Raw genomic sequence first — 23,417 nt, 5'->3', positions numbered from 1 at the left:
AGCTTATTGAAAACTCTAAAAATCGTTTCATAATGAAATAAACCACACCATCCTGATAAAACATTATGGCTAAAAATTATTATGAAGAATTAGGGGTTACACGCAAAGCCTCTGCTGATGAAATTAAGAAAGCTTATCGAAAATTAGCTCGTAAATATCATCCTGACATCAGCAAAGAAAAAGATGCCGAAGAAAAGATGCAGGCTATTAATGTTGCCTACGACACGTTAAGCAATGCAGAAAAAAAAGCTGAATATGATCAGATGTTAGATCATCCACAAGGTTTTAATAACTTTGGTCAAGGTGCTGCGCAAGGTGGTTTTGATGGAGCACAGTTTTATCGTCAAGGCTTTACTGGTGGTGAACAAGCAGATTTTAGCGGTTTTGAAGATTTATTTGGTCGCTTTGGTGCAGGATTTGGTGGTGGTCAACAGCAACATCAGAGACAACAGCGTAGTTATCGCGGTGAAGATCAACATGCCAGCATAGAGGTCGATCTTGATATTGCCTATCATGGATCAACGCAACAAATTACCCTGCAAATTCCGACCGTAAATGCTTATGGCGAACCTGAAGTTCAACGTAAAACCCTTCAAGTCAAAATACCAAAAGGCATGAAAGAAGGTCAGCAAATCCGCTTAAGTGGACAAGGACAAAGTGGTATCAATGGAGGTGCTAACGGCGATCTCTATATTGAAATCCAGTATAAAGATACAGACCGCGTTCATGTCGAAGGCAGTGATGTATATTTGACTGTAGATGTCGCTCCGTGGGAAGCAGCGCTAGGTCAAGGTATTGAAGTAAAAACACCAGCTGGATCTTTGCATGTCAATTTACCTCACAATGCAAAACAAGGACAACAGCTACGTTTAAAAGACAAAGGGATACCTAATAAAACACCAGGGCATCTATACTTAATCTTAAATATTGTATTTCCACCTGCACATTCTGAAAAAGAAAAACAAGCCTATCAGCAACTGGCAGAAGCCTTTGCTTCATTCGAACCTCGTTCATCTCATTAGGGAGCAAGATTATGACAACCATTCATTATCGAGAAATTGTATATGACGGCCATACCTTTAGTGCTGAGGTCGTTGATGAACAATCCACATTTGATCTACAACAATTCGCACAAGCTTGTGGTCAAAGTCCCGACTGGATTATTCAGTTAATTGAATATGATATTTTATCGGTCAATACCGCACCTGAAACCCATCAGTTTATGGGCGAAGATGTCTCTCGCGCCCGTAAAGCCTATCGTCTACAACGTGACTTTGACGCAAGTTTGGCAGCAGTTGCAGTGATGTTAGATTTGATTGATGAAGTACAGCAATTAAGGAAAGAGTTGAAGCATTTTCATTAAGATTTTTTGAAGCATAGCTTGAGCTAAAGGTCATCCTTAGCCTGCCCATTATCTAAATAATATTGTTTTTGCAATAAAATTAGTTAGATGCTGGTAGTGAACAGGTTCTAAGGATGACAAATGCCTTTGGTTACTTTGGGCGAAACCAAAGTAACGAATTAGCTATAACTATTTGATATATTAATGAGAAGACTCCGTCGTGCAAAAATAAAAATTATTTCAACCGAGTAATCTTCTCCACTTCCTTCAAAGTCTGCTTAATCGGTTCATATTCCAAAAACCAAAATAAATTCATCCGATCTTGACGGTGTTGCTGGGCCAATAAATCAATGACGCTTCGTTCACCTCGCCCCACCAAATGCTGCCGATAGAAATAGTACAACAGTACAATGGTGCTCAGCAGCATGACCCCGAGCATAATCCAGAAACCAACTGGCGATTTAAGACCAGGAATAAACTCAAAATTCATTCCATAAATACCAGTTAAAAGGGTAAGAGGCGCAAAAACGGCGGTGATAATTGCAAGAATCCGCATGTTTTCATTGGTCTGGTTCGCAATGGCTGAAAAATGCAGATCAATTGCGGACTGAATTGCGCTACGCAATCGCAAAGTATGTTTTTGAATACGTTCAACATGACTCATTAAATCATTTAAACGTACCAGTAAAATATCTTGTGAATTATGGATATGCTTGCCAATCACATGGTGGTAATTTTCAACGATTTCATCTCTAAACTCTTGCAAGCTTTCAATTTGCTCCTCACATAGATTTTCCACTTGCTGAAATGCCATATTCTCATGAAATAATTGATGCCATTGTTTAAAACGACGATTACCCTGAAGCAATTGCTGTTGCCAATGCTCGACTCTTCTCGTCAATGGCGAGCGGATATCAAGATAGCCATCAATCATACTGTTTAACAGCCGTAACGATAAATCGATCGGTGAATTTGGTAATTTACGGGTTTTATTTTGCTCTTCTAAAGTTCTACATAAAATGTTATCAAGACGTTGAACATAATTTTCAATCGACTTATTTCCCTGCTCACGCACACTAATCAGCACATCTGGCGTCAAAATAAAGCTAATTGGTGTAGTTGCCAAACCAAAAACACTGTCTTGGGATTCAGCAGGTTTAATTTCATCATCAGGCGTAACCAGCTTCTTAAAAATTAATAGGTCATATTCTTCAAGCGTGTCAAAGGCGCAAGGATGTTCAATATTCGCAATATCCCGCATATGAAACTCATTAATAACCACGCCTGAAAGCTTTTGAATCTCTTGTTGCCATTCTTCGTTATGGTTAACCACGTCCGTTCTGAGACTATCAATCCAGAAAAACTCTAGGACATGCTCACTATGCTGTTCACGGCTTAAAAAGACATAACCCTCAGCTTGATGGCGATAAAAGTAATAAACCTGCATACCACAACGATCTTTTTTTGTATTACTTGCATCATGCCATAAAAAAAGTCCGCATCAAGCGGACTTTTTCATGTCACTAGAACAATTATGCTTGTTCAATGTCTTTCATAGTCAATTTAATACGACCACGATTATCAACATCAGCAACTTGTACTTTCACTTCCTGACCTTCTTTAAGAACATCAGTTACGTTCGCAATACGTTCATTTGAAATTTGCGAAATGTGAAGAAGACCATCAGTACCCGGCATGATGTTTACAAACGCACCGAATTCTACAATACGGATTACTTTACCGTCATAGATCTTACCTGGTTCAACTTCAGCAGTAAGTGCTTGAATTTTTGCAATCGCAGCACGAGCAGCAGCTTTAGTTTCACCAAATACGCGAACTGTACCATTGTCTTCAATATCAATTGCAGCTTTAGTTTCTTCAGTAATGGCACGAATCGTTGCACCACCTTTACCAATAACATCACGGATCTTGTCTGGATTGATGTTAATGACTTCAAATGTCGGTGCATGAGCGCTGATTTCAGGACGAGCACGTGAAATGACTTTATTCATTTCGTTAAGGATGTGCATACGACCAGCAAATGCTTGGTTTAATGCAGCTTCCATAATTTCTTCAGTAATACCTTCAATCTTGATGTCCATTTGAAGTGCAGTAATACCGTTTGCAGAACCTGCTACTTTAAAGTCCATATCACCTAAGTGATCTTCATCACCCAAGATGTCAGAAAGTACTGCAAAACGCTCACCTTCTTTCACTAAGCCCATTGCGATACCAGCAACTGGTGCTTTAAGTGGAACACCCGCATCCATAAGTGATAATGATGCACCACATACAGAAGCCATTGAAGATGAACCGTTAGATTCAGTAATGTCAGATACAATACGAATAACATACGGGAAGCGGTCAGCAGCAGGAAGAACTGCTTGAACACCACGACGTGCTAAACGGCCATGACCAATTTCACGACGCTTAGGACCAGATTCACGACCTGTTTCGCCTACAGAGTATGCAGGGAAGTTGTAGTGCAACATGAAATTGTCAGTTTTAGTACCTGACAATGTATCAACCATGAGTGCATCACGAGTATTACCCAAAGTTGTTGTTACCAACGCTTGAGTTTCACCACGTGTAAATAATGCAGAACCGTGAGCACGGTCTAATACACCAACTTGAACGTCGATACCACGAACAGTTTTAGTATCACGGCCATCAATACGTGGTTTACCTGACAAGATGTTGTCACGTACTGTACGGTATTTAAGTTCTTCAAATAATTCGTTTACTTCGTCAGCAATACCAGTTTCGTCATTTTCAAGAACGAACTGAGCTACAGCTTCTGCATAAAGTGCATCAAGTGCTGCATAACGATCTTGTTTAACCGCAATCGTATATGCTTCAGAAATTTTAGCTTCGAAAGCTGCTTTTAATTGCTCAAGAAGAGCTTCGTTTTTGCTTGGAGCAACCCAAGTTGATTCAACTGCACCAGCAGCAGCAGCAAATTCTTTAATTGCTTGAACAGCAATTTGCATTTCGTCATGACCGAAAAGTACAGCACCCAACATTTGGTCTTCTGAAAGTTCTTTCGCTTCAGATTCAACCATCAGTACTGCAGATTCAGTACCCGCAACCACAAGATCAAGATCACTTTCTTTCAATTGTTCGTGGGTTGGGTTAAGAATGTATTCGCCGTTGATTAAACCAACACGTGCGCCTGCAATTGGACCACGGAATGGAACACTTGCAATTGACATTGCAGCTGAAGCACCGATCATTGCAGCAATGTCAGCATCCATAGTCTTATCAGAAGAAACAACAGTCGCTGTCACTTGGATTTCGTTATAGAAACCTTCTGGGAACAATGGACGAATTGGACGGTCAATAAGACGTGAAATTAAAGTTTCAGCTTCAGACTGACGACCTTCACGTTTACCATAACCACCTGGGATACGACCCGCAGCATATTGTTTTTCTTGATAGTTAACTGTTAACGGGAAGAAGTCCTGACCCGCTTTTGCTTTAGGTTGAGCAACTACTGCAACTAAAACAGTTACGCCGCCCATTGTAACTAAAACTGTATTTGCTTGACGTGCAACACGACCTGTTTCTAAAACAACAGTGTGTTGACCATATTGGAATTCTTTACGAACGATATTAAACATTGACATGTATTGTATTTTCCTAATTTTATTCTAGTGAGACCCCTAAGGTTTGGCATTCAGACTACACCGATTGGTAGATAAATGACAAAGCTTAGAAGCCATCACACTAGGCCAAAAATTTTAAATAATGTTAAAAGTTAAACGCAAAGAAGGAGCGCACAAGCGCCCCTTCTAAAAATCACTTAATCTAAAATTAAGTGAAACTCTCTTTTCAGCGATAAAGCATTGCGACATGCGAAATAGCGAAAACAAAGTGAAAATCGAATTAACGACGTAAACCTAAAGCACCGATCAAAGCAGTGTAACGACCGTGGTCTTTACCATTTAAATAGTCAAGCAATTTACGACGTTGGTTAACCATACGAATCAAACCACGACGGCTATGATGGTCGTGTTTGTGAGCTTTAAAGTGACCTTGTAAATCATTGATTTGAGCAGTCAATAAAGCTACTTGTACTTCTGGTGAACCAGTGTCATTTTCAGCGCGAGCAAATTTAGCAATGATCTCTGCGCGGTCTGCATTAGTTAAAGCCATTCGATTTCTCCGAGATGCTTAAAAAAAGTAAACGATATGAATCAGTTGAGGCAACTGACTGCCGTGCATCACTACAGCAAGTCGCCTATTTTAAGGTATCTATAGGTGGATTGCAAAATAGTTTTCAGTAACTTGTCATTTTAGACACTGACATGAGCATATTAACGCTGCACACTACCCTTGAATAAAAAGAAATAAGCGCGAGGAACGTGTGAAAATTTTTTCAACCAACACTTGTCCAGTACCGGACAATATTGAGCAAGTTATTCGTCGTAAAGATGAGGTTGCTGCTGAACAGGGTGGAATGACTGAACGCCAGATTCAAAAAATCTGGAACAGTGTAGAAGCATTATATAAAACCGGAAATTATCCACTCATTACTTTTTGTCTACGTCGACAAGGTAAAGTTCTACTGAACAGAAGCATTGGATATGCTCAGGGGAACTCTCCAGCAGGACTACAAGAGAATGCTTTGATTGCGACTCCAGATACACCTGTTTGCCTGTTTTCAGCATCAAAGATGATCACCGCCATGTTAATTCATCTATTAGATGAAAAAGGCGAAATCAATTTGCTTGATCCTGTGAGCTACTATATTCCGGAATATGGCGTAAATGGTAAACGCCGTGCGACTATCTTTCATTTATTAGCACATCGTGGCGGCATTCCCTATATAGACGGCGATGTCACACCAGAATTACTCTTCGATAAAGATCAAATTTTAAAACGTTTATATGCTGCCAAGCCTGTATCCCCTGCTGGTAACCACCTTGCCTATCATGCTGTTACGGCAGGTTATATTTTAGGAGAAGTGATTGAGCGAGTAACTGGGCAAGATTTACGTGAATTTGTGCATCAAACTATCGAAAAACCGATGGGAATGCCTTATTTCAACTATGGTTTAAAACCAGAGTACCGCTCAGAGGTTGCTTTAAACTGTGCAACGGGTCTACACCCTCGCCTTGGTACCGACCACTACCTGAACCATGTATTAGGTGGAGGGTTACAACTTGCAGTTGATGTCACTAACGATAACCGTTTTATGGACACAATTTGCCCAGCCGGAAACATCTATACCAGCGCAGAACAAGCTGGACGTTTCTTTGAAATGCTTTTAAGTGGAGGAAGCTATGGCGGTCAGCAAATCTTCAATGAGAAAACGATTTTCAGGGCAACACTGCCGACTACAGGCGTTAACATTGATCGTACTTTATTAATTCCAATGCGCTATGCCTTAGGACCAATGTTAGGTAGTAACCCTGTAGGTCTTTTTGGTCCAATGACAGGACAAGCTTTTGGCCATTTAGGGTTCTCCAATATTCTATGTTGGGCCGACCCTGAAAGAGATATTAGTGTGTCTCTGTTAACAACGGGCAAATCTGTAGTTGGAACACACCTTCCAGCTTTAGCCAACGTGCTTTATCAGATTTCAACACAATGTCCACGCATCCCTAGAGACCAGCGCCGATCTTTGTTTGGTAGCGACTCACACGAAACTAACTTAGTGTAAAAGCAAATAAAAAACCCAAGCATTTCTGCTTGGGTTTTTTGCGCTGTAGTTTTTGTTTATCGTGTTATTTCTGTTTTTATTATCGTTGGTGAGATGCTAGTCACATCCTTCTTGTTGTTTTAACTCACTTCCAGTGTCTTTGTTTCTATTTCCTTATGTGATGTATTGTGACACATCCAATTATGAAGAAAAGTAGTATTTTTCTTATCATCATGTAAGTAAAAACGTACAGGTCTGTATAATATTTAGTAAATAACCATTTTTAACATTTAACGTACAGTTCTGTATAACATATAACTTAACAATTCACAGGAAAAATGGCTGTTTAAAAATCATATTACAGATAAATATATTGATATTAATTTTTAAAAGAAAACATATTAAATAGAGGTCTAAAACAGATCTTTTTTGATAATTTTTTAGAAGTAAATTAAAACGTGAATATAAAAAAGCCCTGTAGTCTCTCCCAAAACTACAAGGCTTAGCGGCTGTAAGTTTCCTCTTTATACACCTACATCATTGTAAGTTCGCAGTCTCTCGACTTAAGCTATTATTATTGTGCGATTTTGCCCGACATTCCGTGCCAAGCTCGTTGTGTGTTTATAATCTCAAAAACGTGGGGTGTACTCTAGCAGCAAATATCTCGAATCTATGTAAGCTTTTTCTTACAAGGGTAAAAATATTAAGTTTGTCTTAACGAACTAACCGATTAACTTTCTGAACTAAACCACTTTTTCGTGTAGTACGAACTGTAAATGCCTGAACTAAAGCTTCTGGATGAACCAAAAGACTCACTACTTTTTTAGCTCGTGTAATCGCAGTGTAAATGAGCTCTTGGCTTAATAAATTCTTTGCAGCCTGATCAAGAACCACAGCAGTGTGTGTAAATTCAGATCCTTGCGACTTATGAATTGTTAAAGCAAATGCACTTTGAATACTTTTAGGTAATCGGTTTGCCGCCACCCACTTATTTAAACTTGGAAAATATACTTCAAATTGCTGTGGCTGAGTTCTATGCTCAAAACACAGGCCAATATCTCCATTTGAAATACCAAGTTGATAGTCGTTATAAGTCATCATCACCGGACGACCTACATACCATCCACCCACTGTAACTATTGATAACTGTTGTTGTAACCAGCGCTGCGCATACTGGTTTAACTGTTGTAAGCCAAATGGGCCATGACGGACCGCCGTTAAAATACGGTAGTCATCGAATGCTCTTACTACGTTTTGAACCTGTTCAATCGAGCGTTCTTCTTTTAAATAATTTTTTAGGCTCTTTACATAGCCTTGGAAACCTAACATGAGTTTCTGATAATAAATTTCGACTTCTGTGTGATTCCCTTCCGGTAAATACTCAAGCTGAACCACATCTGGCATGTCATTTTGTAAAACTATAGGCTTTAATTCAGAAACCTCAACAATATCAATCTCAAACTGCTGCAAAACCACTTCATGATTTTGTTGATAGGTTTGTGCCTGAATAAATTTAGCAACTTGCCCAATCAACGCCCCTTCAGCGAAACGACGACTGGTTTGTAATTGTACTCTGTTGTCTGCTAGTGCCTGTATTTGTTGCAAATCAGCAAGTACTGCCCCTACATCGACGGAAGCGAGCTGATTTGCATCTCCTAATAAAATAATTCGACAAGACTCTGGCACAGCTTCGAACAGAAGAGTGGCTAGATTTAAATCCAGCATGGAGGCCTCATCCACCACAATCACATCGTAAGGAAGCGGTTGTTTTTGATTAAACCGAGGAATTTGCCCATGCCCCATTCCCAACAACCGATGAATCGTTTGTGTTCCCTGATTTCTGAGCTCTTCACTGATTAATCCAGACTCAAGCAATTTAGGGTCATTAAATGAGTTTTGTAGCGCTTCTTGCATGCGCTGTGCCGCTTTACCCGTTGGAGCAGCCATCGCCACACGAATATGCGGAATTGCTTGGCTAAGTACAGCAATAATACGTGCAAGTGTATAGGTCTTACCTGTACCCGGCCCACCCGTAATAATACTGAGGCTCTGCCGAGCAACCATTTGTAAAGCTGCCTGCTGATGAGGGTCTGTGAGTAAGCTTATATAGTCATCACAAGATACAGGCTGAATTAATTGTTGCTTTAATCGACAAATTTGTTCTGCAAGGCGTTGCTCTAGGTGCCAATATCGGTATAATGCCAACCCCTGCTCATCGTAGACGCATGGTGCAACTTTTGAAGTCGCTTGATCGGCTGATATAGCAAGTTGACCAAGTGCTGCAATTTGCTCTGGACTGACATCGATACAGCTATCACCTTGCAAGCTAGCTTCAATAAGCTGCTGCAAATAAGAAGCGGTATCTGGCACTTGTGATTGCTCAGTAAATGGAGCCTGATTTAAGAAGTTACTCCACGTTGTTAACCAGCTTAAATCAGCTTGTTCAGGGCTATTTAGATTGTCCACACACTTATCCACCTAGTTTTCCACACGCTTGTCCACATGGTTGTAGACAGGTTTATCCACATGCCAAATATTTGTTAATCTTAGAATTACCTAACTTATCAGCATTTTTCATGCGATTTTATCCTCAGCAAAATACCCCAAAATGGCATCAAGACGCAGAATAAACTCAATACTAGGTTGCCAGTAATAATACCCCTGCTCTGCTTCACCATTCATGCCACGCAAATAAAGATAAGTCGCCCCACCTAAATGTTGCTCAATTTGGTAATCCTGCATTTTGACTTGCAAATAGCGATGTAATGCCACCAAGTATAGACCTGCCTGTAGCCAGTAGCTTGCCAAAGACATGCTTTGTGCAATGTTATCGCTACGATAATCTGCAAGATCTTCTCCTAAATAATTACTTTTATAATCGGCAATGTGATAGCGCTGTCCATCAAAATAAACCAAATCGATAGAACCATTGAGATAACGGGCCGAACGCGCTTCAAGTAGCTCCGGCATATTTAGGCCATATTCAGCAAAGAGCTGCTGAACACGAGTCATGGCTAAAACCCGATCCGACAATGCCAAATAAAAAGGAAACTCCGACAAATGCTGCTCTGGTTGGAGTTGGTTCAATCGGAAGCCCTGATAGAGTGGCGTTCGTAAAACATCTTGCAACCACTGTGCAACTGACTGATAAAGCAGATTCTCGGCGTCTTCTTCCTCTGGAAAGCTCTCTTTATATTTACTGATTAAATCTAGCCAGAGACTACTATAGTCATTTTTAAAACGACGACGTATTTCTATGACCCAGTCATCTGAACATTGAAAATCGATATGCTCAAAAATTTCATGCAGGAAATTACCAGCAAGCGTTCCTCGCGGAAAGTTACTCTTTATCCAGTCAATCGGCTGAGCACTGCTTGCTTCAGCAGTGTTAATTAAGTCTAACTCATCTTCTGCTAATACAGCATCATTGCTCTGACTCGCCAATAAATCTGTGCCAACCTTATGTTTTAAATGCTGCGCCAAGTAACTGAAACTGGTTTTACCACGAGAATAAAAACGTTGTTCAGGAAACCGTTGTGCTTGTAGTTCAATAATACTGGTTTGCTTAGCTAAATGAATTGCTTGAGGCATCTGCTCCAAAACCATTTCATCTGTACAGCAATGGTGCTGAAAAGGCTCATTCCTATTTTTCCAGAAAGCTAAGCCTGAAACTGATTTAGCATCAGCATCTTGTAAAATGGCATACACGCGGTGGCTTGCTCGCGTTAAAGCCACATACCAAAGGCGATTCTGTTCAGCGAGCGCTCTTTCTTCATGCTGCTTAAGTTCAATTTCATTCAAATATGTCTTGTCAGCAATGGCAACTACACGTTGAGTTAACATCTGACTTGAGTCTGGCTGGACTACATCTTGGGTGGAAAAATTCAGAGTTTTATTATTTTCTCGAAACGGCTTGTCTGCCCCCAACAAAAAAACAATCTTAAACTCCAGTCCTTTTGACTGGTGAATTGTCATGAGCTGAACGCCAGCTTCACTCGACAATTTACGTTCCAGCTCCCAATCACGATCAAGAGGAGAACGCAACTGTTTGAGATACCAATGATAAAGGTTTTGTGCCCCTGAGTATTTCTCACTGTGCTGACTCAAAATTTCAGTTAAATGACGCAAGTTCACCACAACCCGTTCATTATCTTTACTTTGAGCAGCCACCAAATTTTGCCAGATATCAAACTGGCTTAAACATTGTTGCCATGCAACTAAAAAGCCCTGACTAGACCACAGCTCTCTAATGCTATCAAAACCAGTCATGAACTGACTTAAGCCTTCTGCTGTCTGCTCAAGTTGCATTAGTTGCTTCAAGTCCATGGCAAACAGGCGGCTAATTAAAGCGCGTTTCACTTTAGCCTCATCATAAGGATGAAGTATTGCTGTCAATAAAGCACCGACGTCTTGAGCAATCGTGCAATCAAAAACACTTCGTTTCGATGGACGATTAACCCGAATGCCTAAACGCTCTAGCTCATATTGAACTTTATCAAGCCCATCATGATTACGAGACAATACCGCAATATCATCTTCGTTTAAGGTTTGAGTCTGAGAATCTTTTTGAAAATATAAATGACCCTCATGAGAACGGTTGAGTAAATCCCGAATCTTCCATGCAACTTGCTGAGCCTCTGTTCCTTTATCTTTAAGCATCAGCCAGCGCAAAGGATGAGGATTATTATTGTTGTGTTCAATCAGCGCAGGATGAGGCCGAGTCCCTGCCCGAATTGGGTCATATTGAACCTGTTCACCAAAATCGATTTGCCGTTGAAATAACGCATCAACAACTTCAACCAGATCGGCTACCGAACGGTGGTTATGAATTAACTTATATTCGCGCCCATGTTTGGCTTGAATATCTTTATAGGCATTTAGGAAGGTGAGCATATCCCCACCACGGAAACCGTAAATTGCCTGTTTTCGGTCACCCACCATAATCATGCAGCCTTTTTGATAGCGCTGCGGATGACGCCAAATACTAGCCAGCATATCGTCTTGATCTTGGTTAGTGTCCTGAAACTCATCGACCAAAATTAAGGGATAGCGCGCCTGAACAAATACTGCAAAACGTTGCCCCTGCTCGCCTTTTAAAGCATCAGACAGTGTACGGATTTGCTGAGAAAAGGTCGTTTCGCCTTTATTTTGTAAAACCTGCGGTAGTCGTTTTTTAACTTCGACACACAAATAGGCCTTCAAATAAATATGAAGCTGGTCGAACTGCTCAGCATAGTTTTTAAGCAGGCTAAAGAGTTGCTGGATCTGCTGAACTGTAGGGTGTTGATAGAATCCATCTGAAATTTCGGCCGGACATTTTTTAAAAACTTTCTGATCGGCAATTTGACCTAAAAACTTAAAAACAAGTTCACGCTGTGCTGATAGCGATCCATCAAAAACTAAAATACTGTCGCTTTGCGTTAAAACTTGCAGTATCTGCGGTAAACATTCACTAAATAATTTATTAAAAGCGCCGTTTCGAAATACCGTACCGCTCACATGCTTATAATGTTCGCCATCGAGCTGGTAATAGTGCTCTAAAAGGCTTAAGTCAATTTCTGTCGCTAGCTGTTTGAGCTGTGCAAGTTGTTCAAATTGAATAGTGGGTTTTGCGGGAAGTTTAAAATGTGCAGAACTAAAATTAAGCGAGTCTTCTACTAATTTGACAAAACTATCTACACTCTTGAGTTCACCTGCCAGATACAAAGCATCAATCACGGTTTGAGGCTGAGACTGTATCCATTCACGTAAAACATCATGAATGAGTTGTCGGCTATAGGTTTTTGCATCGTCGGTAATTTGAGCACGTTCAATTTTGCCACTCTCAAAAGCAAACTCACGTAATAGTTTTTGGCTAAAGCTATCGAGTGTTCCAACAAATAGCTCGTCTAACTGATCTATAACCAGTTTTAAACGCTCACACGCATAGGCAATACGCGTCGCAAAGCTTTTTAAAATGTGTTGGAGTAACAAATCAGGCTCTTGCTCGGCCTGCGTAATTAATTCGTGTTCTGTAAAACTGCGCTTGGTCTCTAAGTAACGATACGTTTCGACCAAGCGGGCACGAATACGACTTTTTAACTCAGCAGCGGCAGCACGGGTAAACGTGGTCGCAATCACTTGTCGAGGTAAGTATTTTTCAAGAAAAATACGGACCATCAAGCTCGATAAAGTATAAGTTTTTCCTGTACCTGCTGAAGCTTCAATTAAGTGTAATCCACTAAAATCAATATCAATAATAGGTTGATAAGACACCTGTACTCTTGAGTTCATGTCTTACTCCGAATGTTGAAATTGAAAAACTGGATGATACAGATCATACGCAAATTCATCGCAAGCATGTTGAAGCAAAGCTTGCGCATCTTGTTCTTGTAAAATAAAGCTCCAGTCTTTATGCAGCTTACAAGCTTCATTTTGAGTCATATCCATCGTGGTAAATGACCCTGTTTCATTCCAGTATTTTAACAGCTCAGCATAGCTCTTCTCATCCAGTTTTGCTTTTTCTGCCTGATTTACTGTTTCCCACTGATATGCTTTGGCTTTTTCTAGTGGTTTTAATAATAAGGCTGCTGGCAAAACTAGTGGTTGTTGTTGTGCGTAACGCCAGATTTTAAACCATGGTTGTAAATATTGCCGAGCCTGTTCAGAACTCACTCCACTACAAATCACGGTTTGATCACTAAAAATCACAATACGGCGTTTTTCAGCTCCTGCATTTCCCTCATTAAGATAAGCCAACCAGAGTAGGTATTCTAACCAGACTTTCGCACGTCTTTTTGCCCGCGCGCTTGAAGGTTCCATACTGACCCAATCCTGAGTTTCAGACTTTGGAACAGTAATATTCATATGAAGCTGTTTAGCAATTCGCCAAACTCGCTGGGTCGTTTCAGTTACCGCTGGTGCATAATGATGGAGGCGTTCAAGCAAACATTCTTGTTCAAAAACACCTTGCTGCCACGCGCTATATTTGACTTTACCAACAGGCAATTGATCAAGTAATACCTCAGGTTGTGCTTGTTGATCCGATTGCTGTAAAAAATGTCGAATTGCATAACGACCTAAACCATCTAGTAATAAGGGTTCATTTTGGTCGAGCAGTCCGACACTTCCTAAGTTTTCGACACCCAAGGTTTTCAAATATAGTCGTGCGGGGAACGTCACATCCTGTATCCATTGCTGGCTATCTAAAACCAACATCTCAGGGGCTTGCAGCGGATAGGTCGTATTCGCCCAAGGTTGACGATTTCCTGAGACTTGCTGAATTTGTGAAGCAACCTTAAACCAATGATCTTGGTAACGAACACCACTTTTTTCTACAGAAAAACCTTTCGGATCGAAAGGCTGTAAATGATGGAGGTGATACAGTTGTTTTAACTGAACTGGGATCTCGATCCCTTCAACAACTACATTTTCAGGTACATCGTCTTCGGCTTTTACAATCAAGGCAAGGTGTTCACGGAACTCTTGAAGAATACTGGAAGGTTCTCTCACCTCGCCATCGTTCACATCAAACCCGTTATAAAACAGCCATAAATTTTCTTGGGCTAATAATAAAGCATCTAAAAAAGCACCCTGATCATCTTCAAGACGAGAGCGGTCGCCTAACTGTTGACGCAATGCATCCATCAAATCAAATGGAACGTGTGTATCACGGTTTGGGAATTGCCCTGCATCAAGATTTAACATGACCATTAAGCGATAAGGTAATGGCCGAATGTGTCCAATTTGGGCAAAGGTAATCTGCCCAGTCGGTTCCGCTTGTGCACTTTGGCTTTCTAAGGTCCGTTGAATTTCTTCAATAATATAAGGCAAAGGCAACGTAATTTTGCGCAAAGTTCCTGTTTCTGTCTCTGCGTAATAGCTTGCGAGCGTCAACATTCGTTCTTGTTTTTTGACAATTTCCCGAACAGCTTTTAAAGCAGCAACACCCACCTGCTCAAATTCGACAATATCTTTACCCAGTACTTGGAGCCAATATTCAACCGTATAGACTTGCCCCTGTTCATGTAGAGTTAACCAATCACGGCGCTCATTCAAATCTTGATAAATCTGAATGAGTGTACCAATCAATTCAAAATCACCGGGTTGAACTTTGGCATAACTCAGCACCTGATTAAATGTCTCATGTACAGGCACAGCAATACCAAGCGCCAATCGCTCTAAAGCAAATTTAAAGCTATATCGATAATCGTCATCACCCTCACACAAACTGCGCTTGAGATGCTCTGCATCAAGCCCTCGTTTAAACCCTGCATCGGCAAGTAAATTTAAAATTCGCTCAACCTGAACATATTCAAGTTCGTATCGTTGCTGAGACGCATGCAAGCTTAACCAGTCAGCAAAATCATCAAAGCTAAAACGTCCTTGCATGAGCTGAATACGTCCAATCACGGCACGCCAAGCATTTAATGCATCGAGTGAGGCAACTCCTGCAATTTTAACTGGTAAATGCACACCCTGCTCAGTGGCAGTTGCAGGAAATACACTCCGAATTAAAGGCTCTATGTCGGTCAAATTAGGAACTAAAACCAAAATATCATTTGGACGACGCGGCTGCTCATATGTTTGGGCCAACCAACCAATCAATTGCTCTTTTAGTACTTCAAGCTGACGTAAAGTAGAATGGCAAACATGGATCTGAATAGAGTCATCGTCTGGAGCAAGCTCATATTGCTTAGCTTGGGGTTCCACCAAATGCAAAATATCGGATTGAACTTTACCGAGTAAATTTTCAGGGAAATCATCCACAAAAGCATCAACCCATTTACCCTCTTCACCCGTAGATAAATTTGATAATAGCGAAAAGTGGTCGCGGGCTTGTTTACCCAATCTTGTTAACAGTGGATGTCTGGACTCACGTGCCTCAGCATTAAAGTTGAGTGTAAATTTATTAAAGAAATCGCTAATTTCAGCATCCGTTGCCTTAGGGTTTTTCGCAATAAAGCGCTCTTTCACCCCTAAGTCATAACGCTGTTTCCACAGTGGATCGACGCTATCTGCCCAATATTCTTGCGAAGGGTTATAGTGCAAAATTAGCACATCAATATATTGCCCTAAACGGCGCAAGAACTGTAACTGGCTTGGCGGTAAATCCAATAATGTAAAGATCACCACCTGATGAGGTAATCTTGAAATAGCCCATTTACTGCGATCTGAATGTTCGATTTCTTGCCAAAACAGCGCATCAATTTGCTGCATCTGCAAAAAGTCATCATGAAAATGTTGCTGCCACAACCACCGCTGCCAACGTTCTAACTCTTGAGTTTGATGCAATGCAAAAGCAGTAACCTCTTCGTCTTTTTGCACAATATATTTTTCAATATCGAGCGCTCGCCCTTGCCCCCAAGCAGCCAACCAGTTCTCTGGACACGTACAACTATTTTCACAACCACGCTGACACTGTCCACGATAAATCATGTAGTTACTAAATAGATCGGCAACCTGCTCCGCTACCCAATACAGCATTTTTTGTTTTTTTAGTTGTTTATCTATGCCTTTCTCAAGTCGGTCTGCGCTGTCATAAATGCGCTGAACAATAGAATGGAGAGGATGTGAGATATCTATGCTAATTGCATCAGATTGTATAAATTCATACAAAGCCTGATGGACCCGCCATTTAAAAATTAAACGGGGGATGTTCGCTTTACGAACCTGTTCTTTATGGGCAGTTAAAACTTGCTGATAGGCATACCACTGGAAACCTCGTACCCGTTGATGAAACTGGTAATTGGCACTCATGCCTTGTTGTTCTGCAAGTTTCTGTATTAGCCACTGCTCAACCGCAGGACTTGGAACAACAAAATGCTGTGTTTTCAAAACCTGTAAAGGATGCGTTGAAGTTTGCGATGTAGACGCTAATACACCTTGCAACAACACATCAATACGTTGGCTTTGAATAACATGAATCCCCATTTATTTCATATCCTGCTTGCATAATTTATGCACAAAATCATAAACATTCATTACTATACAACTGAATCTGACTATGTCACGTTGGTTTAAACACAGCATAATTTAACTTTAGGTGTCACTTACACTTGGTTTAAATGACGCCATCAAGAAACTTACACAGGTAGACATTATGAAAATTGATAACATTCCTGACTATATTGATCCTAGCCTAAATCTGGAACAAATTCGCGATGAGTGTCATGACCTCATCAAAAAAAGAGCTTACGTCTCAGCAGGAGCGGCAATTGTACCCATTCCTTTTTTAGACGTGGTGATAGATTTGGGAATTTTGTCGTACCTTATTCCAGATATCAATTCCCGTTTTGGCTTAGCACCTGAGCACGTTAGTGTTTACGACCCAAAAACTAAAACAATTCATTGGGATGAATTACGTAAACGCGGTTTTGAATTTTCAGGTTTTGTAGTGGCGCGTACTACTGTTAAAAAAACATTTAATGGTTTTTTGGGCAAAATCGTAACGAAACAGGTGACTAAATTTATACCGCTAGGCGGACAAATTGTAGCAGCAAGTTTAGGCTATTTCATGATGAAAAAAATAGCAGAAACTCACCTGAATGACAGTTACAATCTTGCAAAACGTATTCAGCAAAAAAGCCGTACCACTATTGTAAATTAGTAGATACCTTATGGCTGAGAGCTTAATCTGCTCTCAGCTGTTTTAAAACTGCCCTTAATACTTCTAGACGTGCAGTATATTTATCATCAGTTGCGACAATATACCAAGGCGCATACTCAGTACTGGTTCGCTCAAACATATCTGCTGCCGCTTTTAAATAGTCATCCCACTTATCACGATTACGCCAATCTTCTGCGGTAATTTTAAAGCGTTTATGCGGTGTCTCTTCTCTGGCCTTAAAACGTTGCTCTTGTTCATCTTTACTAATTGCCAGCCAAATTTTTACCACAATTGTTTGACTATCAAATAAATCTTTTTCAAAACGATTAATTTCATCATAGGCACGCTGCCACTCTAAAGGCGAAGCAAAACCTTCAACACGTTCAACGAGTACTCGCCCATACCATGTCCGATCAAAGATCGTGATTTTTTCAGCCTCATTAATACGGTTCCAAAAACGCCATAAATAAGGATGACGTGCCTCGTACCGTTCAGGTGCTCCAATACAGTGAATATCATATTCACGCGGGTCTAGATTTTTAACAATTCGTTTAATTGCACCGCCTTTACCAGCAGCATCCATTCCCTCAAAAGCAATCACGACATTGCGTTTATCAAAACGCATTGCATCAGCAATTTTTTTGCTTAGTTTATCGAGCTCTTTTTTATATTCAGCTTTTTCAAGTGGCTCATTAGAAGGTTTTAATAAACTCTCTGGAATTTTAGCTTGTTGCCATTTTCCTTTAACTTCAGTTTCATGGTCAGGAAGTTGACGCATGTGTTGCAAAAGGTATTGAGCAAAAAACTGATCGCGTTGTGTTTCATCTTCGCCATCAATAATGTACCAATCATCGGTAAAACGGCGGCGTAACTTTTGCAAAGTGTCATATTGTTTTTTATTACGCCAGTCTAAGCCGTGGAGCTTATGCCAATGTTGCTCTGACGGATCAATTTTGTCTAAACGTTTTTGCAGTGATTTCCATGAAAGATCGAACCAGACTTTGACCACATCAACATAGTTATTTTTTAAATCTTGTTCAAATGCCCGCATACTTTCAACGTAAGCATCAAATCGCGTCTCATCTAAAGGTTCAGACACATGCGTTGCCGTAACAAGCAAATCACTATACCAATTGCCAAACATCACCACAATTTGACCTTCAGTAGGAATAAACTCCGAATAAGATTGCCAAAATGCTTCTGTATCTGTCAGCACACGTGGTGCATCTGCTTTTACTCTTAAATATCTTGGGTCTAACCACTCGCGAAGCTGCTTAACGGCTTCCCCTTTTCCAGCCAGTTCAATACCACTCATTAAAATGAGTGTACTTTTAGCATTCGGCTTCCCTCGACTTTCTTTTAGAGCATATTGTGCTTCAATCAAATCGACTGAAAGTTGTTCTTCATCTCGAATTTCAAATTTTGGTTGTTGTTCACTCATAGTCCACGACTCTAATCATTTATTGTTTAATTTCGTTGATATTCAACTTATGCGGTTAAATGATGAATTGCTATACAAATTATGTCATTGCGTCCAAATTCCATCTAAAAATTGACGCATGAATCATTTTTTTTACATCTTCTCGCCATAGTACAAGGTTACAATGCCTCTTATGATTTTTTGTAAATAGCCCAATATTAGAGTCTTACATGTCTAAACTCGCTGCTTTTGATGAACTTTTACAACAATATAAAACATTTAATTATCACGACAATCCGGTGCTTGCCCAACGTTTGCAAGATGTACAAACATGGCTAAAAGAGCGGATGAAAGATACACATCATGAATTTTTCAACTTGCCTGAACATAAACTGATGGCAGAGTATTTTTTAAATCGTTTATATGGTGGTCCAGAGTTTGATGCCCTTGCAACGCAAATTGAACGCCTATTGAAATATGCACATAAAGCCGAAAAAGTATTGCCTGAGAATGCGATTAAAACTGGAACTAAATCGGTAAGTTTGGCGGTGCTTGCCACTCAGCTTGATGAACAAGTGGCGATACAGCTTCTTGAGGATTATCCGGCTGACACGGTATTAACCGATGAAATCATGCGCTTAACCCTAACCAAACTTGATCAGGCAGAAGCTCGTTATCAACAACTTGCTCTTCTTGATGATTTAGGTACAGCACTCGATAAATATATGCGCTCATTTATGATGTTTACGGCCTTTAAAATGTGTAAAGGCATTGCCCAAAAATATCACTTCGAATTGATGTATGATTTTATCCAAGATGGTTTTAGCGCGATGAAACCGTTAAAATCAGCCGAGACGTTTATCAAGACTTTTACTGAAAAAGAACGCCAGATTATTGAAAATGTACATTCAGGGCATCCGAATCCGTTTAGAGTGTGATAAGGTCGGCACAGAGAAAAAATCAACCTTACGAAGTTGAGATTTTATTCATTATATTTGCATGATGATGCCTGTAAAAATAGACAAAATCTGTCATCATGCAGAACTTATTCCGTTTCACTTGAGTTTGAGTCTAGGAGAGACAATATGTCTAACGAAAACCAAAAGCCAACATCTCCAACTGAGCAGGCACAAAGTTCAGACAAAGTTAGCCCTTTCCTAAGCTCACCTTTACCGCAAGGTACCCCTCAAGGGCAACAACAAACTTTACAACAAACCTTAACTGATACACCGGTTAACGGTTCTGTACCGAAATACAATTTACCACGTGGTGCTGGCAATACTGGCAACGTGGGAGAAACCACACACTTTGGTTTCTCGACTGTTAAAACTGAAGATAAAGCTCAAAAAGTTGCAGAAGTTTTCCATTCGGTTGCAAGCAAATATGACTTGATGAATGACTTGATGTCATTTGGTATTCACCGCCTTTGGAAACGCTTTGCAATCAACATGTCAGGTGTACGCCGTGGTCAACATGTGTTGGACATTGCTGGTGGTACAGGCGATTTAGCGAAAGTATTCAGCCGTGAAGTTGGTCCTCAAGGCCATGTCGTTCTTTCAGACATTAACGAATCTATGCTCAATGTAGGCCGTGACCGTTTGATTGATGCAGGCTGTACCAATGTCGACTTCGTACTTGCCAATGCAGAAACGTTAGAACCTTTTGCAGATAACAGCTTTGATCTACTCACCATTAGTTTTGGCTTACGTAACGTGACTGATAAAGATGCAGCACTTGCTTCTATGTTCCGTGTGTTAAAGCCAGGCGGTCGTTTGCTTATTCTTGAATTTTCTAAGCCTGTATTTGAGCCATTCTCAAAACTTTATGACCTCTACTCATTCACTGCTTTACCGATTATGGGTAAATTAGTTGCCAATGATTCAGAGAGTTATAAGTATTTGGCTGAATCAATTCGTATGCATCCAGACCAACGCACCTTAAAAGGTATGATGGAAAATGCTGGCTTCCAGAACTGTGACTATCACAACCTTACTGCTGGTATCGTTGCCGTTCACCGTGGCTTCAAACTGTAAGGGTTAACGATATGTGGTCGATTCTGGCACTCGGTGCAGTCGAACGTATCATTCATCATCTGATCGATCTTGATGCGGTTACTCGCATTCAGCTTAATCAGTTACAGGGCAAAATGTTGCGTGTCGTAATCAACAGTCCGCAACTTTCTGTTGATGTATTCTTTGATCAAGAAAAAGTACGTCTTGAACCTACCGCAACAGGGCATAGTGAAAAGCCTTCTATTTTTGAACAACGCCCTTTTGATGAGCAGTTCAAAATTTCTGAAGCTACAGCAACTTTGCATGTTAAAGATGTCATTGAGCTGATCAAACTATTGGTCAGCGATCCAGATCAGATTGGCAATATCCCATTGCAAGGTGATTATCACCTGTTACAGGATATTCAAAAAATCATGCAACAAGCTGAACCAGATTTAGCTGCGCACTTATCAAGATGGGTGGGTCCTCAACTTGCCCACGAAATTGGCAAGATTCAGCTTGCACCAAAACATTTAAAACGCTCTCTTCAAAGTCATCTATTTTTTGCTGAAGATGCATTAAAAGAAGATAGCGGTCTATTTGCCCCTCGCTGGGAAATGGACGATTTAAGCCAAGCAACGCGCAAGCTTAATCAAGACATTGACCGTCTAGAAGCAAGATTGCAGCAACTCAACGCACAACTACAACCCTCTCAAGACTAGGTAAGACTGTATATGATTCCGCACGTTTCACGTTTACTCGAACTTTGGCGTATTGCAGCGCACTATAGACTCGATACGTTGTTCCCTGCGGATGAATTACCAGTTAAAGCTCAACGTGCATTAAGTGTTATTAAAATGCACCCAGCCGCATGGTCTAGTCGTGAACGTAAAAATCCTTTAAAGCTCAAAGAAGCTTTGGAAGAGATGGGGCCGCTTGCAATTAAGCTTGGGCAATTACTGTCAACCCGACGTGATTTGATTCCACCTGAAATACTCGCTCAATTGGTCTTACTTCAAGATCAGGTAAAACCTTTTGATAGCAATGTTGCCAAACAACGTATTCAAGATTCGTTAAAAGCTGACGTAAATACCTTGTTTGCTCGCTTTGATGATCAGCCATTAGCTGCTGCGTCAATTGCACAAGTTCATACTGCTGCTTTGCATGATGGTCGTGAAGTCGTTATTAAAGTGACTCGTCCTGACATTCGCAACCAAATTTTGCAAGACTTTGAAATTTTGGCGTGGTTAGGCAACACACTAGAAAGCCGCCTTGAAGCTGCGCGTGCGTTGCATTTAAGCGAAATTATTCAAGACTATCGCCAGATTATCTTAAATGAGCTGGACTTGAGTATTGAGGCAGATAACACCCGTCGTATGCGCCATTATTTTACTGGCTCAACCATGATGTATGTGCCTGAAGTCTACATGGACACCAAAGATGTCATGGTGGCAGAGCGTATTACAGGTGTTCCTATTTCAGATACGGCGACTTTTGACCGTCTAGGCATGGACCGCGCACAACTTGCAGAAAAAGGATTAACCATTTTCTTCACGCAAGTATTCCGCGATAACTTTTTCCATGCCGATATGCACCCCGGCAATGTCTTTGTAGAAACAATTAACCCAAGCAATCCACGCTTTATTGCGTTGGACTGTGCAATTATGGGCGAGTTATCTAAGCATGACCAGATGACGATTGCCCGCATGTTGCTTGCTGTAATGAACAGCAACTTTATGCAGCTCATTCAAATTGTGCACCAAGCTGGCTGGATTCCACCGGGTACAGACCAAGACGCGCTATCGCGTGAAATGCGTCGCACCGTTGGACCAATGGTGTCTAAACCGATGGATCAACTTGATTTTGCTGGCATCTTAATTCAAGTGATGGATATTGCCCGTCGCTTCCATTTAGAGATTCCACCGCAACTCATGTTGTTGCTAAAGACTTTAGTGCATGTTGAAGGCCTAGGGACCGATCTTTATCCGCAGCTCGACATCTGGAAATTGGCAAAACCAATTTTGACTGAATGGGTCAAAGCCAACATGAACCCAGTCAAAAATATAAAAGAGTTAGGGCAGCAACTACCTGACCTGCTTTTAGGTGCTCAAGATTTCCCAAGCTTAATTGTTGATAGTTTAAATGGTTTAAAAAATCAGTCTGCTTGGCAAGACCGTCAGTTACGCGAAATGCAGCAACTTCGTTTGCAAATGGAACATCAACAACGCCGCAGTTGGATGTTCGGCAGTACTATGCTGATTTTGCTCACCATCGCTATTATTAGTCCTTGGTTTGTTTCGGTTATTTTGATTGTGCTGAGTAGCTTATTAGCGCTTTGGCGTATATTGAAATAAATTCTAAATCCCTTGCAATCGCAAGGGATTTTTCTATGACAATAATTTAATTTTAAAAAAATTTTCTAGATCACTGAT

General features: G+C 40.6%; 15 protein-coding genes. 8 read left to right on the top strand and 7 right to left on the bottom strand.

Annotated elements, in window-relative coordinates; all coding sequences use genetic code 11:
* Positions 1-65: 65 nt before the first annotated feature.
* Positions 66-1,022, top strand: coding sequence for a DnaJ C-terminal domain-containing protein (locus AC07M3_RS09460; protein ID WP_198079095.1), 957 nt, complete (start codon positions 66-68; stop codon positions 1,020-1,022).
* Positions 1,023-1,033: 11 nt separating this feature from the next.
* Positions 1,034-1,363 carry a chaperone modulator CbpM gene (locus AC07M3_RS09455; RefSeq protein WP_003654629.1) on the top strand — a complete coding sequence of 110 codons (330 nt, stop codon included), beginning with the start codon at positions 1,034-1,036 and terminating at the stop codon, positions 1,361-1,363.
* 214 nt (positions 1,364-1,577) lie between these two features.
* On the opposite strand, the gene AC07M3_RS09450 is transcribed toward AC07M3_RS09455, so the two are convergent.
* From AC07M3_RS09450 to rpsO, 3 genes are all read right to left on the bottom strand, one after another.
* Positions 1,578-2,789 carry a magnesium transporter CorA family protein gene (locus tag AC07M3_RS09450; RefSeq protein WP_199989998.1) on the bottom strand — a complete coding sequence of 404 codons (1,212 nt, stop codon included), beginning with the start codon at positions 2,787-2,789 and terminating at the stop codon, positions 1,578-1,580.
* 85 nt (positions 2,790-2,874) lie between these two features.
* Positions 2,875-4,962: a polyribonucleotide nucleotidyltransferase gene (gene pnp / locus AC07M3_RS09445; protein ID WP_494567266.1), complete on the bottom strand. Its 2,088-nt coding sequence runs from the start codon at positions 4,960-4,962 to the stop codon at positions 2,875-2,877.
* Positions 4,963-5,227: 265 nt separating this feature from the next.
* Positions 5,228-5,497: a 30S ribosomal protein S15 gene (gene rpsO, locus AC07M3_RS09440; RefSeq protein ID WP_002114951.1), complete on the bottom strand. Its 270-nt coding sequence runs from the start codon at positions 5,495-5,497 to the stop codon at positions 5,228-5,230.
* A 211-nt stretch (positions 5,498-5,708) separates the two neighbouring features.
* On the opposite strand from rpsO, the gene AC07M3_RS09435 reads away from it, so the two are divergent.
* On the top strand, positions 5,709-7,007 hold the full coding sequence (locus tag AC07M3_RS09435; protein ID WP_494567153.1) for a serine hydrolase domain-containing protein: 1,299 nt from the start codon (positions 5,709-5,711) through the stop codon (positions 7,005-7,007).
* Between the two features lie 693 nt (positions 7,008-7,700).
* Here the strand turns inward: AC07M3_RS09435 and recD are convergent.
* From recD to AC07M3_RS09420, 3 genes are all read right to left on the bottom strand, one after another.
* A complete protein-coding gene (gene recD / locus AC07M3_RS09430; protein ID WP_494567152.1) occupies positions 7,701-9,452 on the bottom strand; it encodes an exodeoxyribonuclease V subunit alpha in 1,752 nt (583 codons plus the stop codon).
* A gap of 108 nt (positions 9,453-9,560) precedes the next feature.
* On the bottom strand, positions 9,561-13,259 hold the full coding sequence (locus tag AC07M3_RS09425) for a UvrD-helicase domain-containing protein (protein WP_494567151.1): 3,699 nt from the start codon (positions 13,257-13,259) through the stop codon (positions 9,561-9,563).
* Positions 13,260-13,262: 3 nt separating this feature from the next.
* Entirely contained in the window at positions 13,263-16,898 is a 3,636-nt protein-coding gene (locus AC07M3_RS09420) for an exodeoxyribonuclease V subunit gamma (RefSeq protein WP_494567150.1), read from the bottom strand.
* A gap of 169 nt (positions 16,899-17,067) precedes the next feature.
* On the opposite strand from AC07M3_RS09420, the gene AC07M3_RS09415 reads away from it, so the two are divergent.
* Positions 17,068-17,574, top strand: a complete 507-nt coding sequence (locus AC07M3_RS09415) for a hypothetical protein (RefSeq protein ID WP_005045071.1) — start codon at positions 17,068-17,070, stop codon at positions 17,572-17,574.
* 22 nt (positions 17,575-17,596) lie between these two features.
* On the opposite strand, the gene pap is transcribed toward AC07M3_RS09415, so the two are convergent.
* Entirely contained in the window at positions 17,597-19,015 is a 1,419-nt protein-coding gene (pap, locus tag AC07M3_RS09410) for a polyphosphate:AMP phosphotransferase (RefSeq protein ID WP_494567149.1), read from the bottom strand.
* 209 nt (positions 19,016-19,224) lie between these two features.
* On the opposite strand from pap, the gene AC07M3_RS09405 reads away from it, so the two are divergent.
* The 4 genes from AC07M3_RS09405 (at position 19,225) to AC07M3_RS09390 (ending at position 23,339) form a co-directional block, all read left to right on the top strand.
* Positions 19,225-19,932, top strand: coding sequence for a DUF8198 family protein (locus AC07M3_RS09405; protein ID WP_494567148.1), 708 nt, complete (start codon positions 19,225-19,227; stop codon positions 19,930-19,932).
* A gap of 147 nt (positions 19,933-20,079) precedes the next feature.
* A complete protein-coding gene (gene ubiE / locus AC07M3_RS09400; protein ID WP_004640878.1) occupies positions 20,080-21,027 on the top strand; it encodes a bifunctional demethylmenaquinone methyltransferase/2-methoxy-6-polyprenyl-1,4-benzoquinol methylase UbiE in 948 nt (315 codons plus the stop codon).
* Positions 21,028-21,038: 11 nt separating this feature from the next.
* On the top strand, positions 21,039-21,707 hold the full coding sequence (locus AC07M3_RS09395) for a ubiquinone biosynthesis accessory factor UbiJ (RefSeq protein WP_494567147.1): 669 nt from the start codon (positions 21,039-21,041) through the stop codon (positions 21,705-21,707).
* A 12-nt stretch (positions 21,708-21,719) separates the two neighbouring features.
* Positions 21,720-23,339 carry an ABC1 kinase family protein gene (locus AC07M3_RS09390; RefSeq protein WP_151743568.1) on the top strand — a complete coding sequence of 540 codons (1,620 nt, stop codon included), beginning with the start codon at positions 21,720-21,722 and terminating at the stop codon, positions 23,337-23,339.
* The last annotated feature ends 78 nt before the right edge of the window (positions 23,340-23,417 follow it).

This window comes from Acinetobacter sp. GW821-FHT09D10 (assembly GCF_059416285.1).
Note: the sequence above shows the minus strand (reverse complement) of the source record. Positions and strands in the feature narration are given on the sequence as shown.